Origin of the sequence: Haloglomus irregulare (assembly GCF_007421925.1) — an archaeon.
GTDB lineage: Archaea > Halobacteriota > Halobacteria > Halobacteriales > Haloarculaceae > Haloglomus > Haloglomus irregulare.
In genome coordinates, this window is record NZ_QMDX01000005.1 from 164,894 (window position 1) to 180,188 (window position 15,295).

Consider the following 15,295-nt stretch of genomic DNA (forward strand, 5'->3'; position numbering starts at 1 on the left):
CATGACCGACGAGACACCTCCCCCCGACCGCCCCGACGCCGCACGCACGGACGGCGGCGTCGGGTCCCCGCAGCGAACCGCCGAAGTCCTCTCCGAGAGCGCGCTCGAGGCCTCGTACCCGGAGTATCGTGATCAGGTCCGGCACAGCGAGCATCTCGAGGAGCGGGACGGCGACACCGTCCCGGCGGAGGCAGTCCTCCGGCCGGAGCTCGCCGCCCGACTGGAGTACGACCTGTTCACCCATCAGGCCGAGGGGCTGGACCACCTCGCCGACGGGAACAACGTCGTCGCGACCACCTCGACGTCCTCGGGGAAGACGTGGATCTACGCGCTGCAGATGGCGCGCAACCACCTCGACGACCCGGACGCGACGGCGTTGTGCCTGTTCCCGATGAAGGCGCTCGCGCGCGACCAGGAGGAGGCGCTGACGACCAAGCTGCGCCACGACTGGGACCTCGACCCGTTCATCGGCACCTACGACGGCGACACGCGGTCCGAGCGCAAGCAGCGCATCCGCCGGGAGGCAAACGTCGTCCTCACCAACCCGGCGGGACTGAACGTCTACCTCCCGCGGCACAACCGGGACCGCGGCTGGCACCGGTTCTACTCCAACCTGGAACTCGTCGTCATCGACGAGGGTCACGAGTACAGTGGCGTGACGGGTACCCACGTCGCGTTCATCCTCCGGCGGCTCCGGCGGGTTCTGGAGCACTACGACGCCGACCCCCAGTACGTCATGACGACGGCCACTATCGGGAACCCGGCCGAGCACGCGACCCGACTGACCGGCGCCGACTACGCGGTCGTCGACGAGGACGGCTCCCCCCGGGGGGCCCGCGACATCGTGCTGTGGGAGCCGCCGCTGGACGAGTCGGCGATTGACGCGGACGCCGCCGACCCGATGGCGGACTTCGAGCAGGCGCGCCGCTCGACGGGCGCGGAGTCGGCCTCCGTGGTCGCCCACCTCGCGACCAACGACGTCCAGACGCTCCAGTTCTGCTCCGCCCGGCAGGGCACGGAGATCGCGGCCAAGCAGATCGTCCAGGCCGCCGGGGACCACCCCTCCGACCGCTACGTGACGACGGACCCGTACCACGCGGGGCTGGGCAAGACCGAGCGCCGCGCGGTCGAGACGAAGCTCAAGGAGGGGGCCGTCGACGCCGTCCCGACGACGAACGCCCTGGAGCTGGGTATCGACATCGGCTCGGTCGACGCGACGGTCACGTCGAGCTACCCCGGGACGAAGCAGTCGTTCTGGCAGCAGGTCGGCCGCGCCGGGCGCGGGACCAGCGACGCCCTCTCCGTGATGGTCGGGGGGGTGGACGCGATGGACTCGTACATCTTCGAGAACCCCGGGTATCTGTTCGCGGACGACGAGGTCGAGGACGCGGTCGTCTCGGTGGACAACGACCGCGTCTTCGCCGACCATCTCCTCGCGGCCGCGTCGGAGCGGCCGCTCCGGGCCGAGGACGTCGAGTTCCTGGGTGACGAGGCGCGGTTCCGCGAGATGGTCGGGATGTGGCAGGCGGCCGGGCTGCTGGAGGAGACCGCCTCGCTCGACGCCGGCGGCGTCACGTACACCGGCCCCCGGCGGCCGCAGGACCGCATCTCGATGTACGGCACCGGCGGGACCGAGTTCACCGTCGTCTGCCGGGACGGCGACATCGACCACGACCCGGTGGCCAGGGAACGCGCCTACCGGGACTACCACGAGGGCGCGCTGTTCCTCCACGCCGGCCAGCAGTACGAGGTCGTCGAGGTCGACGAGGAGGGCCACCACCCGACCATCACGGTGGCCGAGACGGACACCCGGGAGTACACGCAGACGGCCTCGACGAAGGAGATCCGCGACCTGACGGTCCGCGACCACACGCCGCTCTCCGGGGCGTACGACCGCTACTACGGCGAGGGGACCGTCCGCATCCGGTACGACAACTACCTCGTCCGGGACGTGTTCTCCGGGGAGGTGGTCCGTGGCCCGCTCCCCACGGGGGCACCGCCGATGGACCTCCGGACGGAGCTGATGTGGGTGGCGCTCCCGCCGGGCCATCTCGGCGCGACGGTCGACCGACTGGACGGCGACCTCCTGCAGCCGACCGACCGCTCCGAGCGGGACGGGGCGGTCCCGCAGGAGGAGGAGCGATACACCTACGGCGGCGGTATCCACGCCGCCGAGCACGGCATCATCCAGCTGGCGCCGCTGGAACTGATGATCGACAACGCCGACATCGGCGGCCTCTCGACGCTGTCGCACCCCCACGGGACGATCCAGGGCCCGGTCTGGTTCGTCCACGACGGCATCGACGGCGGTATCGGCTTCTCGAAGGCCATCTACGAGCATTTCGACACGCTGGCCGAGCGGACCCGAGAGCACATCGCCGACTGCGAGTGCGGCCGCCGCCGGGGCTGCCCCATGTGCGTGATGAGCGAGCACTGTGGCAACAACAACGACCCGCTCGACACCCTGACCGGCTCGATGATCCTCGAGGACGTGCTCGATGCGATGGACGGCGAGTGAGTGGTGGTCACCGGGCCCCGGCGCGAGAGCCGCACCGACAGAGTACAGCCGAGCGCGGACCGGAGTACGACTTCCCGGACGGCACCGACCTCGAGCCCGCCAGGTCGCTCCGCGAAAGCGCCCCCGACGGGAGCGCGAAACCCGCCGCGGGCTCCCGGACCGTGCCACCCCTCTACCCGGCGCCGACCAGCAGGAGTAAGCGTCTGGCGGCCCTCATATCTAGCGATGGTCGATATCGATATCTCGGAGCCGGGTGGCGGTTCCGGTTCCGGCGCCGGCTCCCCGGGACCGTCGCTTCCGTACTTCCTCGGAACGCGGCTGGCCGGGATGCTGGTGGTCCTCGCGGTGGTGTACCTCACGCGACCGCTGTGGCACGGGTTCGTGTACGGGATGCTGTACTCGCCGTCCAGCCTCGTCCTGACCGGTGGGGCCGTCGTGACCGCGCTGGTCCTGTGGTTCCTCCCGCCGTGGTGGCTCGGCCGGGACACGCCGCTCGCCCCGCTGATCGACCTCCTGTTCGGAAGCGACGGTCCGGCGGCCGACTCGCCGATCTCGGGGGATTCGACCAGTCAGCGGAAACTCCGCGTCTTTGCCGTCGTCTTCGGCGTCCTGTTCGCGCTGTCAATCGTCGTCGGCATCCCGGCCGGGGCACTGGAGCAGCGGAGCCTCGCGGAGCGGACGATGTCCGAGGCGACGGAACTCGAGACGTTCCCGCAGGCGAACCCCGATAACCCGCGCGTGGTCCCCCGCGAGGTGTCGGACATCTCGACCCGCGGCTCGGTCTCCTACCGACAGCATCGACTCGGCGCGAGCGACATCGCGCGGCAGGAGGACGGCTCGCTGGCCTGGTCGTACCCCATCCAGCCCGACGGGCCCCGGAACAAGCTGCTGGAGAACCAGCGCGGCGTCCTCGTCGCCAACATGACCGCCATCGACGACCGACAGACGACGGCCTACGACGACGAGGAGTTCACCTACGGCCAGGGGATGTACCTCCAGCGGTCGGCCGACTGGCAGCTGAAGAAGACCGACTACCTCGCGCGCTACGACGACGACGCCGTCGAGTTCACCGAGGACGGCACGCCGTACATGTACTTCCCGAAGACGGAGCACGAGTGGAAGCTCCTTCCCTTCCCCCACACGGTGCCGACGTGGGGCGGTGGAGCGCTGGTCCACCCCGACGGCGAGATCGAACACCTCTCGCCCGCCGAGGCGCAGGAGAACGAGATCCTCGACGGACAGCGGCTCTACCCGCTGACACTGACTCGGACCGAGGTCGAGTCGTTGAGCTACCGGGAGGGCATCGTCAACCAGCTCCCCGTCGTCGGTGCCCACGAGGGTGAGATCGAGATCGCCGGGCTCCCGCAGGGCGCCAGCAACGAGCAGCCGTTCGTCGTCGACCTGGAGGGCGAGCGGATGTCGTACGTCACGGCGATGGAGCCCTTCGGGGTGGACTCCCGTGGCCTCGACGAGGTGTGGTTCGCCGACGCGGAGACCGGCGAGTACACCTACTTCGGCACGGACGACGAGACCCTGACCGGTCCCGAGCGGGCCATGGGTATCGCCCGGTCCGCCGACTCCCAGACCAACTGGGGAGAGAACTTCGTCGTCACGGAGCCCGTTCCGGTGACGGTCGACGGCAGCCTCTGGTGGCAGATCAAGGTGTCACCGACGGACTTCACCGACGTCACCCGGAACGTGTTCGTCAACGCCGACACCGGGGAGGCCGTAGAGATCCGCGGTGACAGGGGTGTCCGGGAGTTCATCGCGGGCGACATCGACGGCACACCGTCGGATGACGGCAGCGACGGGAACGGGACGGGCGGTTCGGGCTCCGACGTCGCGTACGTCATCGTCATCACCGACGACGACGGGAACGTGGTCGACCGCATCGAGGTCGAGCAGGGCCAGGACACGCGGATCGTCAACTCGGGCAACCGGACGGCGACCCCACAGCCCTGAGGCTGACGGGTTCACGGCCACGTCCCCGACCGGTCGGCGCCACCGTTATCATCACCTGTCGTAATGGATGGGTATGCGCCTACCTGAGGTCAGAGACCTGTTCGCACGGGAACTGACGTTCCCCGTCCGTTGCGAGGTCGTGGTCGAGGAACTGGGTGACCGGGAGCTGGAGTCCCCACGTGGCGGGAGCGAGACCATCGCCGAGGTACTGGGTCGCTGTGAGGAGGAGACGTTCGACTCAGCCGACGGGCTCCACGACGCGCTCCTGACGTTCGTGAGCGAGGGGTTCGTCGGCCGACGCTTCTACGACGACCGCGGCGGCCAGTCCGTCGACCCCGAGGAGGAGGTGTCGTTCTGATGGGCGTCACCGTCCTCGCAGGGGTCCCGGGCGTCGGGCTGACCGCACTGGCCGAGCGCGCGCGAAAGCAGCTCTCCGACGAGTACGAGCTGGTCAATTTCGGCGACGTGATGCTGGAGCAGGCGGTCGCGAACGACCTCGTGGAGACCCGCGGCGACCTGGCCGGTCTCCCGCGGGAGACGACCCGCCGACTCCAGCGTCGGGCCGGCGAGTACGTCGCCGACCGGTCGGACGCCGCCGAGGTCCTGTTGACCACCCATCTGGTCGTCGAGACCGACGTCGGGCTGTTGCCCGGCCTCCCCGACGCCGTCCTCCGGGACGTGGACCCGGACCTGCTGGTCGTGGTCGAGACGACCCCCGAGACGGTCCGGGAACGGCGCACGGAGTCGCCGCGGGGCTACGAGGACGAGACGGCCCTCGCCATCGAGTTCGAGCAGGACTTCAACCGGACCGCTGCCTTCGAGTACGCCGTTGCCGCCGACGCGCCGGTTCGACTCGTCGAGAACGAGGCGGATGTCGCGGCCGGAGCCGAGGCGCTCGCCGCGGCCGTCAGCGACCGAGCCGAGGACTGAGCGTCGGGCCACGGACGCGCCCAACCTGGCTCTTTTGCGTCGGCTCGCCGTACCGAGGCCATGCGAATCGGCGCCTCCGTCGGGCCGTTCCATGACCGTATCGACTCGCTGCCGGACGCGTTCGCGTTCGCGGAGCTGGGGGTCGGCGAGGGCGAGCGTCCCATCGACGACATCGACCCCGAGCGGCTGCGCTCGCGGCTGGCTGCCGCCGGACTCGACCTGACCGTCCACCTCCCGTACCGGCAGCCGCTCGCGACCCCCGTCCCCGAACTCGATGACGCGACGGCGTCGTATCTCACGAGGGCGCTCGACACGGCCGCGGCGGCCGGCGCCGAGGTCGCGGTGGCCCACCCGCGGACGCGGGGCGTCGACCCGACGTCGTCGGCCGCCGTCGACCGGCTGGCGGCGCTCGCGGCGGCTGGGCGTGAACGCGGCATCACCGTCTGCTTCGAGACCGTCGGCTACGCTGGCGGGCTGGACCTCGAACGGGTCGGAGAGGTCGTCGTGGCCGCGGACGCGGCCGTCTGTCTCGACCTCGGCTACGCCTACCTCGAGTCCGACGCCGCCGGCGTCGAGTCGTTCCTCGGCTCGTACGGGGACGCCGTCCGGCATCTCCACCTCCACGGCGTTCGCCGTCGGGGGGACACACATATCCCGCTCGGGAGCGGCGACCTGCCGCTCGAACGGCTCGCCGACGCCCTCGACGCGGTACACGCCGACGCCACAGCCACCATCGAGGTGTTCACCGACGACGAGGGGTATCTCGACGAGTCGCGCCGCCGGTTCCAGCAGGCGATGGCCGACTGAGCGCGGCGTGGCCACCGGTGCCGACGGGACGGCCGTCCGGTTCGCCACGGACGGTATCGTCCACGTCGTGCCGGGTGCGTCCACCGGAACGACCCGCCGCCCCCGGGCCCCGCCACCGGCGCCGGGGTCCCGCGAGGCGCCCGCGGAGCTAGGTACTACATCGCCGGGGCCACAACCGGGCCGTATGACGTGGTACATCACCCCGGACCACGGGACGTACGAGGGCGCCCGCGAGGCGTTCGAGTGGGGGTTCCCGGAGGGATACAACCTCGCGTGGGACTTCCTCCGGAAGCACGACGACCTCGACCGCCCGGCACTGAAACAGGGATACCCCGACGGGCGTCGCGAGACGTACTCGTTCCGCGATCTGGACGAGCTATCGAATCAGGTCGCGAACGCCCTCGCGGCGCGGGGCGTGGGACGCGGTGACCGCGTCGCCATCGTCGTCCCGCAGAAACCGGCCAACCCGGTGACCCATCTCGCGTGCTGGAAACTGGGCGCGATATCGCTCCCGCTGTCCGTGCTGTTCGGCGACGACGCGCTCCGGTACCGCCTGCGGGACAGCGGGGCCCGGGTCGTCGTCGCGGACGAGGCGGTCCTCGACACCGTGGCTGCGGTCCGCGGGGACTGTCCCGACCTGGAACACGTCGTCGCCGTCGATGCCGAGGAGCCGGCCGATGACGTCGAACGGTTCGAGGCGGTCCGCGCCGGCCGGGACACCGCGTTCGACATCGTCGACACCGACGAGGAGACGCCGGCCGTCATCATCTACACCAGCGGGTCGACCGGGCCGCCGAAGGGCGTCCTCCACACGCACGGGCTCTGGCCCGGCCACTGCCCGGCGTTCTACATGTACTTCGAGCGGGACGTCTTCGACGCGACGTACTGGACGCCGGCCGACTGGGCCTGGATCGGGGCGCTCGGCGACGTCGTCTTCCCGGCGTGGCACTACGGCCAGCCGGTTGTCAGCTACCCGATGGGGTCGTTCGACCCCGAGACGGCGTTCGAACTGGCCGAGGAGTTCGGGGTGACCGACGCGTTCCTGCCGCCGACGGCCATCCGGATGATGATCCCCGTCGAGGACCCGCTCGACCGGTACGATCTCGCGCTGGAGACGGTCTGTTCCGGTGGCGAGCCGCTGACCCCCGAAATCCTCGACTGGGCCGACGAGACCCTCGACGGCGTCGCCGTCAACGAGCTCTACGGCCAGACGGAGGCGAACCTCCTCGTGACCAACTGCCGGGACTGGTTCCCCGCCCAGGCCAGCAGCATGGGCAAACCGGTCGTCGGCCACGACGTCGCCATCGTCGACCAGGAGACCGGGGCGGAACTCGACGACGGCGAGGTGGGCACCATCGCCGTCGCGCGGGAGAACGACCCGGTCGTCTTCGAGGAGTACTGGAACGAACCGGAGAGGACCGCGGCGGCCAGCGTCGACGGCCCCGACGGGACGACCTGGCATCTCACCGGGGACCTGGGGTACCGCGACGACGACGGCTACTTCTGGTTCAAGACCCGCGATGACGACGTCATCATCACGTCCGGCTACCGGGTCGGCCCTGGTGAGGTCGAACGGGCCATCCTCGAGCACCCCGACGTGGCACAGGCCGGCGTCGTCGGTGTCCCACACGAGACCCGCGGCGAGGTGATCAAGGCCTTCGTCGAACCCGTCGCCGGCCGCGTCGGCGACGAGACACTCAAGCAGGAGATCCAGGCCCTGGTGAGGAACGACCTGGCGAAGTACGAGTACCCCCGGGAGATCGAGTTCGCCGACGAACTGCCGACCACCACGACGGGGAAGATCCAGCGGCGGAAGCTCCGCGAGCGGGACGACTGACCGGTCGACCCGCCGTCCGGGCCCGCCTTCCGGGTCGGGTGGTCGGAGCCGCGAGAGGGGACGCTACCCGGGTGTCGTTCTTCAGGACCGGGCCCCATCGGGCGTCGGCCGTCGCGGTGGCCGTCCTCCTGTCGGACTCCGCGGAGCCCTCGTCACTTTCCCCATCGGCGTCCGCCCCGTCCTCGCCCGGGGTCACATCCGCGAGCGCCCAGCCGAGGTCGTCGACGCACCCGTCGAGGGGGAGGCTCCGGCCGACGCCGCGACGGACGGCGGGGCCCCGGCGACACGGCCGCACACCCGCTCGGTCGACCTCGACCTGTCCGCCGACTCCGGGGACCCAGAGGCCATCGTGAAAGGGTCAGGAAGGGTCGTGGAAGGTGGGTAACCGGCAGAAGCGTGCGGAGGAGCGGCCGGAGGATTCAGTCCTCCGCCCGGGTCGCGTAGACCTCGTCCGTCCGGTCGGCGTTCAGGACGGCGGCGTCGGTATCGGCGCCGAACTCGTCGACCCGGTCGTGGGCGGCCTCGGCCCACTCCGAGAGGGCCGCGTGCATCCGCTCGCGCGCCTCGGCGAGCGGGGTCGCGGTGTAACGATAGACGTGGCCGCCCCCCTCGAGCAGGACGCGGCGGCGTTCGGCCAACCCGCGCTCGCGCAGGGTCCGCAGTGACCGGTTCACGTTGGACCGGTCGCGACCCAGTAGCTGTGCGACTTCGGATGCGGAGCTGTCGGGGGCCCGCAGGAGCCCCAGATAGGCCTCGCTCTCGCTCGACCGGAGTCCGAACACCGTGTGGAGTACGGTCTCCAGGTCGGGGGGGTCACTCAGTGACGCCTCGGTGTCGTCGTCGCGAGCACCCGTTCTACTCATACCGGTATCTGCTCCAGCCCCACTGAAACCAGTTTTTCAGGCTCCCGACCCACTCTCACCCGAAACCGTCTAGAGTTCGGCCTCGCTCCCCGCTGGGGGTCAGCCTGTCGCCTCGAACGCCCCCCGCGGGTCTTGCCGCCGAGGGTCTCGGCGGCCCGGTAGAGCAGCTGCCCGTGGCCGACCTCGTCCTGTGCCTGGGCGCTGACCGCGAGCGTCCGGTCCGGGCTGGGCGCCTGCCGGATGAACGGGCGCTCGATGTACGCGCCCATGACCTCGCTGTTCGCGTGGAACCGTGTCATCCGGGTCGCCGCCTCGCGGTACTCCCGGGGCAACTCGTCCGTGGGTCCGAACTGGCGGGGGCCCGCTCGCCCCGTCACGCCGGACGGGTCCATACCGGCAGTATTCGCACCAGCGACGAACCGGTTGGCCCGTCCATGGGGCGGGTTTAACGGACTCCGGTGCGTGAGTGTGTAGCATGCGTCCGGAGTGTCTCGTCGTCGAGTTCCGGGTGACCGGCGACGACTGCCCCCTCGCCGAGGCCTCCCGGGCCACCGGCGCCTCCATCGACGCGGCGCCGCCGCTGGTCCGCGAGGACGGCTACACGCTGCTCCGGGCGAGCACGGCGGACCAGACGGTGGGCGACGTGCTCGACGAGGACGACCGGGTCCGCTTCCTCCACGGCTCCCGCGTCGACGGCCGGCACAACTACCGCTGCCTGTCGAAGGAGCGCTGCGTCGTCCACGACCTCGTCGACGTGGGCTTTCTCGTCGAGTCGGTCCATCACCGCGACGGCACCGAGCGCCACGTGGGCGCCGTCGTAGGCTACGACGTGCTCGACGTCGTCATCGAGGCCGCCAGCGACCGCGTCGGCGTCTCGCTGGAGCGGGTCACCACGCTGGGGGAGGAGGGTGACACGCCCGTCGCGCAGCGATGGGACCTGACCCCGGCCCAGGAGGCGGCCATCCAGGCCGCCATCGCCGCGGGCTACTTCGACATCCCGCGGCAGGCGACCGCCTCCGAGGTGGCCGACGACCTCGACATCTCGAAGTCGGCCTTCCTCGAACGGCTTCGACGGGGCCAGGGGTCGCTGTTCACCCAGCTGTTCGGCGACCCGTGACGGCTGACCGACGGAGCCTTCCCCCTCGCGGCCGGCGGGCCGACATGGACCTCCCCGGGCTGACCGAACGGCTCGTCGCCGAGGCCCGCGCGACCGACGAGCGACGGCTGCTCGTCCTGCACGGCGCCCGCGACCCCTGCGAGGGAGCCGCCCGGACGGCCCTCGACGCGTCCGGCCTCGGGAGCCGGGTCGCCGTCGTGAGCGGGCGCGACGCGGTCGACGCAACCACACGACGGCCGCCAAGCCGCGCCGGCGACCTGCTCGGGGAGACCTACGACGCGACGGTGCTGGACTGCCACGACGAGTGCCGCCCGAACGCGCTCGGGCGGGCGGCCGGCACGGTCGACGGCGGCGGTCTCCTCGTCATCCTCGCGCCGCCGCTGGACGAGTGGCCCGACCGCCGGGACGGCTTCGACGACTCCCTGGCCGTCCCGCCGTTCGGTATCGACGACGTGACCGGCGCCTTCCGCCGGCGACTGGTTCGGACGCTGCGGACCCACCGTGGCGTCGCCGTGGTCGGCGTCGCGGCGGCGGACGACGACGCGGGCGTCCGGGCCACGGTCGAGCGCGACGGCCTCACCGAGCCGGGACCACGTCTCGTGACTGCGGACGAACCGGTCCGGCCACCCGACGGGGCGGCGTTCCCCGCCGCCGCGTACGCGTCCTGCCTGACGGCGGACCAGGCCGACGCCGTCGCGGCCTGCGAGCATCTGCGCGACCCCGGCCAGGCCGTCGTCCTCACCGCCGACCGTGGCCGGGGGAAGTCGAGCGCCATCGGCCTCGCCGCGGGGGCGCTCGCACTCGACGGCCGGGACGTGCTCGTCACCGCGCCGGGCTACCGGAACGCCGGCGAGGCGTTCGCTCGCGCCCGCGAACTGGTCGGCGGCCCCGGCGCCGGCGCGGCGTGGGACGACGCGGACCACACGCTCTCCGTTGGCGATGGCCGCGTCCGGTTCGCCGGGCCGCCGGCGGCCGCCGACGCGGTGGCCGACCCGGACGCGCCCGGCGCGCCCGACGTCCTGCTCGTCGACGAGGCCGCGTCGCTCCCGGTACGGCTGCTGGAGCGGTACCTCACCGGCGTCCCCGTCGCCTTCGCCACGACGGTCCACGGGTACGAGGGCGCGGGCCGCGGGTTCGACGTGCGCTTTCGGGACCGCCTCGCCGCGACCGACCACGACGTGACCGACCGCGTCCTGGAGACGCCCATCCGCTACGCCGGGGGCGACCCGGTGGAGGTCTGGTCGTTCCGCGCGCTCATGCTCGGCGCCCGCCCGCCGGTCGCGGACCTCGTCGCGGACGCGTCGCCCGGGACGGTCGAGTACGAGCGGCTGGACCCCGGGAGGCTGGCCGCGCCGGACGCCGAGTGGCGACTGGCCGAGACGTTCGGCCTGCTCGTGCTGGCCCACTATCGGACCGAACCGGCCGACCTGGCGCGGCTGCTCGACGCGCCGAACGTCGCCGTCCGCGCGCTCGTCCACGACGGGCATCCCGTGGCCGTCGCGCTCCTGGCCCGCGAGGGCGGGCTCCCCGCCGAGCGTCGCCGCCGGATGTACGAAGGCGAGCGCGTCCGTGGGAACATGCTGCCGGACGTGCTGACGACGCAGCTCCGCGACGAGACGGCCGCCGCCCCCGTCGGAGTTCGAGTCCTGCGTATCGCGACCCACCACGCCGTCCGCTCGGAGGGGCTCGGGAGCCGCCTGCTCGACGCGGTGGCGGCGGAGTTCGGCCCGGCCGCCGAGGACACGGCGGCACCCGAACCGGGCTGGCCGGGCGAGTCCGTCGACTACCTGGGCGTCGGCTACGGCGCGACGCCCCGGCTGCTCCGGTTCTGGAACCGCAACGGGTTCCGGACGGTCCACCTCTCCACGACCCGCAACGACACCTCCGGCGAGCACTCCGCGCTGATGACGCGCCCGCTGAGCGACGCCGGCCGGGCGCTCCACGACCGGAGCGCCAGCTGGTTCGCGCGCCGGGTCGGCAGCGTCCTTGCGGACCCGCTCCGGGACGCGGACCCCGATGTCGTGCGGGCAACGCTACGGGCGACCGACCCCGGGACCCCGCTGGACCTCACCGACCGCGAGTGGCGGACCGTCGCGGCCGCCGCGCACGGCCCCGGGATGTACGCGCCCGCGCCACGGCCGTTTCGCCGGCTCGCGCTCCGACACCTGCTGGGCGACCCCGACGTCGACCTGTCCCCGGAGGCCGAGCGGCTCCTCGTCCGGAAGGCGCTCCAGGCCTGGCCCTGGGACCGGGTCGTCGACGACCTCGACTTCGTCTCCCGTCGCGCCTGCATGCGCGCCCTCGGGGACGCCTGCGCCCCGCTCGTGGACGTGTACGGGACCGATGCGGCCCGCGAGGAGGCCGCGCGGTACGGGGACAACTGATGGGCCGGCGGGCGGGTTCACCCCGCGTCGGACCCCGAGTCGGTGACCCGGAGCTTCTCGAACTGCGCCTCGACGTAGTCCTCGGCGGTCCCCGGACGGACGTTGCCGATGACCTGCACGTAGACGTTGTCGGTCCGGGCCTCGAGGAAGGTTCCGGTGCTGACTCTCGCGCCGATACCACCGTCGCCGAGCGAGGCGTTGGTCGCGTTCAACCCGTTCGAGTCGTACGCCTGCCGCTGCTCGTCGAGGAACGCGCTCGAGTCGGCCGCCGAGGCGAACACGAGGACCGATATCTGGAGTTCGGCGCTCCCGTCGGTCAGCTCGATGACCCGCCCGGATTCGATGCGGGAGGAGTCGACGTTCGGGTCGCGGGTGACGTTCTCCGCCCAGCCGTCACCCACCTCGTCGGCGGTGAGGAGGTAGTCACCCGCGTCGCCCTGGTACGCCGGCCCGGGGCCGACCCATCACCGATGACCTGCCCACATCCCGCGGTGAGGAGCAGCAGCGCGAGTGCCACGGCACCCACGGTAGCGTGATCCGTCTCGTCCATGGCCGGCGGTCGTCGCCGCCGCTGATAAGGGTGCGCCGCGTTCGGAACGCTGAAACGCGGCCCGGCGACCGCGAGACGTATCCCGGGGCACACGCTACCTACACACGTGTTCCCGACGCTCCCGGTCACCGTCGCTGCCGGCGCGGCGGGGCCGTCGGTGTCGGTCCCCGCGCTCGGAAGCGTCGAGGCGGCGTGGCTGGTCGCGATGGCGCTCCTGCTAGCCGGGGTCGTGGGCAGCGTGGTCCCGGGACTCCCGGGCCCGGCGCTCTCCGTCGCCGGCGTCGTGGGCTACTGGTGGGCGACCGGCTACACCGCTCCCGGGCCCGTGGCCCTGGCCGGACTCGTCCTCCTGGGGCTAGTGGGCCTCGCGGCCGACTGGCTCGCGGCACCGCTCGGCGCGAAGGCCGGCGGCGCCTCCACCCGGACGACCGCCATCGCCGGCGTCGTCGGGTTCGCCATGCTGTTCGTCCTCGGCCCGCTGGGCGTGCTCGTCGGTGTCGGCGGCACCGTCTTCGCGCTGGAACTGCGGGATTCGGGCGACGTGGACGCCTCCCTCCGGGCCGCCGCCGCGACGACCGCCGCCGTGCTCGGGGGCGCGCTGGCGCAGGTCGTCCTCACGGGCGCGATGCTGGTCGGGTTCCTGTTGGCCGTCTAAGCGCCGGAAGTGGCAGAGTACTCGACTGTTCGGCGTCTACACGTAATGTGGGCGTAATATAGACTGAACGGGGGATACATTCCGAAAAAGCCCGCGCAGCTACCGCCCCATCGCGTGGAACTCCTCGTTCGGACGCATATCGGTCACCAGCGCCATCCGGTTGGCGAGGTTGTAGTAGGCGACGACACTGCTGATGTCCCAGATCTCCGCCTCGGAGAAGCCGGACCCGCGGAGCCGCTCGAGGTCGGTGTCGTCGACGCGGCCCGGCGACTCCGTGAGCTTCACCGCGAAGTCAAGCATCGCGCGGTGGGCCTCGGAGACGTCCGCGATGCGGTGGTTGGCGGCGATCTGGTCGGCCAGGAGCGGCGCCTCGGCGAAGATCCGCAACAGCGCCCCGTGGGCGACGATGCAGTAGTAGCAGTCGTTCGTCCCCGAGACCGCGACGATTATCATCTCGATCTCCTCGGGCGCCAGCGAACTCCCCTCGTGAAGCGCGTCGTAGTAGCCGAAGAAGGCCCGGAACTGCTCGGGCCGGTGGGCCATCGCGGAGAACACGTTCGGCGTGAACCCGGCCTGGTCGGTCTCCTCGGCGATGCGGTCCTGGACGTCCTCGGGCAGGTCCTCGAAGTCGGGGACCGGGAACCGACCCATCGCCTCGTCGCGGAGCGTCGGCGTCGCCTCGTGCTGGTCGGACATATCGGCTCTGCGCCGCGTGGGGGCTTAGTCGTTGTGCCGGGGTGTGTCCGGCTCGTCGGCGCCGCCGTCCCCCGCCCCGTCGCCCGCGTCCGTCCCGTCGTTCTCCAGCTCGAGATCGTCAGGCAGAACGCCGCGACCCGTCGCGCCGTGGTCCCGGTCCGTCGTGGAGGCCCCCGGGGTGCCCGCCGAGAGGTTGACCGCGCCGTCGGAGTCGTCCTCGCCCAGGCGGCTGCTGACGGCGTAGAGCACGCTGTAGCCGACTACGCCGACGGCGAAGACGGTCACCGGGATGAGGAACGGCCCGAAGGTTCGGACCAGAGCCTCGAACCCCGACTGGGCACCGACCATTGTCCGGGTGTTGGCACGCCCCCGTTTTACTTATGGGTATCGCGAACGGTCGGTGCCGGCCCACAGCTTCAAAGCCGGAGCCGACGAATCGCGACCGTGTACGCGACCGGGCATTACGGCATGGCGCTACTGGTCTACGCGCCGGTCGGCCTCCTCCTGCTGGAGGTCGACCCGGCGCTGGCGTTCGTCGGCGGCGCCGGCGTCGTCGCGCTGGCGACGCTCCCGGACATCGACATGGACCTCCCGCTGGTCCCACACCGGGAACCCACGCACTCGCTGCCGTTCGTGGCGCTGGTCGCGGCGGCGCTGGGTGCCGTCGGCTGGGTGGTCGGCCGGGGCTCCTGGCAGCCGCTGGGGCCGTCGCCCCGCGCGGCGCTGTTCGCGGCCGGCATCGGCGTCATCGGCGTCGGCTCGCATCTCCTCGCCGACATGCTCACGCCGGCGGGCATCAATCCCTTCTGGCCGATCCCGGCCGACACCATCACGCTCGACGTCGCACGAGCCGACAACACCATCGCCAACTACGCGCTGCTGGGGCTGGGGGCGCTGGCCGCGGCCGTCGTGCTCGTGCTCGGCGGGCCGGGGTAGGGGCGGCGCCGCGACCGGTGCTGCACGTGTCAGGACACCG

The 15,295-nt window shown here is 71.8% G+C and carries 14 protein-coding genes and 1 pseudogene; 10 read left to right on the top strand and 5 right to left on the bottom strand.

Annotated features, from left to right (window positions below; translation table 11 throughout):
* The first annotated feature begins 1 nt into the window (after window position 1).
* The 6 genes from DP107_RS10150 (at window position 2) to DP107_RS10175 (ending at window position 8,054) form a co-directional block, all read left to right on the top strand.
* Complete coding sequence (locus tag DP107_RS10150) at window positions 2–2,518, top strand: DEAD/DEAH box helicase (RefSeq protein ID WP_144262048.1); 2,517 nt, start codon at window positions 2–4, stop codon at window positions 2,516–2,518.
* A 225-nt stretch (window positions 2,519–2,743) separates the two neighbouring features.
* On the top strand, window positions 2,744–4,480 hold the full coding sequence (locus DP107_RS10155; protein WP_144262049.1) for a hypothetical protein: 1,737 nt from the start codon (window positions 2,744–2,746) through the stop codon (window positions 4,478–4,480).
* 73 nt (window positions 4,481–4,553) lie between these two features.
* On the top strand, window positions 4,554–4,838 hold the full coding sequence (locus tag DP107_RS10160; protein WP_144262050.1) for a DUF5789 family protein: 285 nt from the start codon (window positions 4,554–4,556) through the stop codon (window positions 4,836–4,838).
* Window positions 4,838–5,410 (top strand): adenylate kinase, encoded by a 573-nt coding sequence (locus DP107_RS10165; protein ID WP_144262051.1) that lies wholly within the window; start codon window positions 4,838–4,840, stop codon window positions 5,408–5,410. The genes DP107_RS10160 and DP107_RS10165 overlap by 1 nt, the downstream gene beginning before the upstream one ends.
* Window positions 5,411–5,470: 60 nt before the next feature.
* Window positions 5,471–6,217: a sugar phosphate isomerase/epimerase family protein gene (locus DP107_RS10170; RefSeq protein WP_144262052.1), complete on the top strand. Its 747-nt coding sequence runs from the start codon at window positions 5,471–5,473 to the stop codon at window positions 6,215–6,217.
* Between the two features lie 184 nt (window positions 6,218–6,401).
* Window positions 6,402–8,054, top strand: coding sequence for an acyl-CoA synthetase (locus tag DP107_RS10175; RefSeq protein ID WP_144262053.1), 1,653 nt, complete (start codon window positions 6,402–6,404; stop codon window positions 8,052–8,054).
* Between the two features lie 419 nt (window positions 8,055–8,473).
* On the opposite strand, the gene DP107_RS10180 is transcribed toward DP107_RS10175, so the two are convergent.
* Both DP107_RS10180 and DP107_RS10185 read right to left on the bottom strand, forming a co-directional pair.
* Window positions 8,474–8,917 carry a helix-turn-helix domain-containing protein gene (locus DP107_RS10180; RefSeq protein WP_144262054.1) on the bottom strand — a complete coding sequence of 148 codons (444 nt, stop codon included), beginning with the start codon at window positions 8,915–8,917 and terminating at the stop codon, window positions 8,474–8,476.
* A 125-nt stretch (window positions 8,918–9,042) separates the two neighbouring features.
* Window positions 9,043–9,309 (bottom strand): annotated as a pseudogene (locus DP107_RS10185) (Phenylacetic acid catabolic protein); the annotation flags it as partial.
* Window positions 9,310–9,392: 83 nt separating this feature from the next.
* On the opposite strand from DP107_RS10185, the gene DP107_RS10190 reads away from it, so the two are divergent.
* Both DP107_RS10190 and tmcA read left to right on the top strand, forming a co-directional pair.
* Window positions 9,393–10,034, top strand: coding sequence for a helix-turn-helix domain-containing protein (locus DP107_RS10190; protein ID WP_144262055.1), 642 nt, complete (start codon window positions 9,393–9,395; stop codon window positions 10,032–10,034).
* Between the two features lie 44 nt (window positions 10,035–10,078).
* Entirely contained in the window at window positions 10,079–12,418 is a 2,340-nt protein-coding gene (tmcA, locus tag DP107_RS10195) for a tRNA(Met) cytidine acetyltransferase TmcA (protein WP_144262056.1), read from the top strand.
* Between the two features lie 17 nt (window positions 12,419–12,435).
* Here tmcA and DP107_RS10200 read toward each other — a convergent pair whose 3' ends face one another.
* The gene (locus DP107_RS10200) at window positions 12,436–12,819 is read right to left on the bottom strand and encodes a hypothetical protein (RefSeq protein ID WP_144262057.1); all 384 of its coding nucleotides are present in this window, start codon (window positions 12,817–12,819) and stop codon (window positions 12,436–12,438) included.
* 354 nt (window positions 12,820–13,173) lie between these two features.
* Here DP107_RS10200 and DP107_RS10205 point away from each other — a divergent pair, with 354 nt between their 5' ends.
* Window positions 13,174–13,623 (top strand): DUF456 domain-containing protein, encoded by a 450-nt coding sequence (locus tag DP107_RS10205; RefSeq protein ID WP_144262155.1) that lies wholly within the window; start codon window positions 13,174–13,176, stop codon window positions 13,621–13,623.
* A 99-nt stretch (window positions 13,624–13,722) separates the two neighbouring features.
* On the opposite strand, the gene DP107_RS10210 is transcribed toward DP107_RS10205, so the two are convergent.
* Window positions 13,723–14,319 (bottom strand): peroxidase-related enzyme, encoded by a 597-nt coding sequence (locus DP107_RS10210; RefSeq protein ID WP_144262058.1) that lies wholly within the window; start codon window positions 14,317–14,319, stop codon window positions 13,723–13,725.
* 24 nt (window positions 14,320–14,343) lie between these two features.
* Window positions 14,344–14,667, bottom strand: a complete 324-nt coding sequence (locus DP107_RS10215; protein WP_144262059.1) for a hypothetical protein — start codon at window positions 14,665–14,667, stop codon at window positions 14,344–14,346.
* Between the two features lie 96 nt (window positions 14,668–14,763).
* Between DP107_RS10215 and DP107_RS10220 the strand changes: the two genes are divergently transcribed.
* Window positions 14,764–15,255, top strand: a complete 492-nt coding sequence (locus tag DP107_RS10220; RefSeq protein WP_144262060.1) for a metal-dependent hydrolase — start codon at window positions 14,764–14,766, stop codon at window positions 15,253–15,255.
* Window positions 15,256–15,295 lie beyond the last annotated feature (40 nt).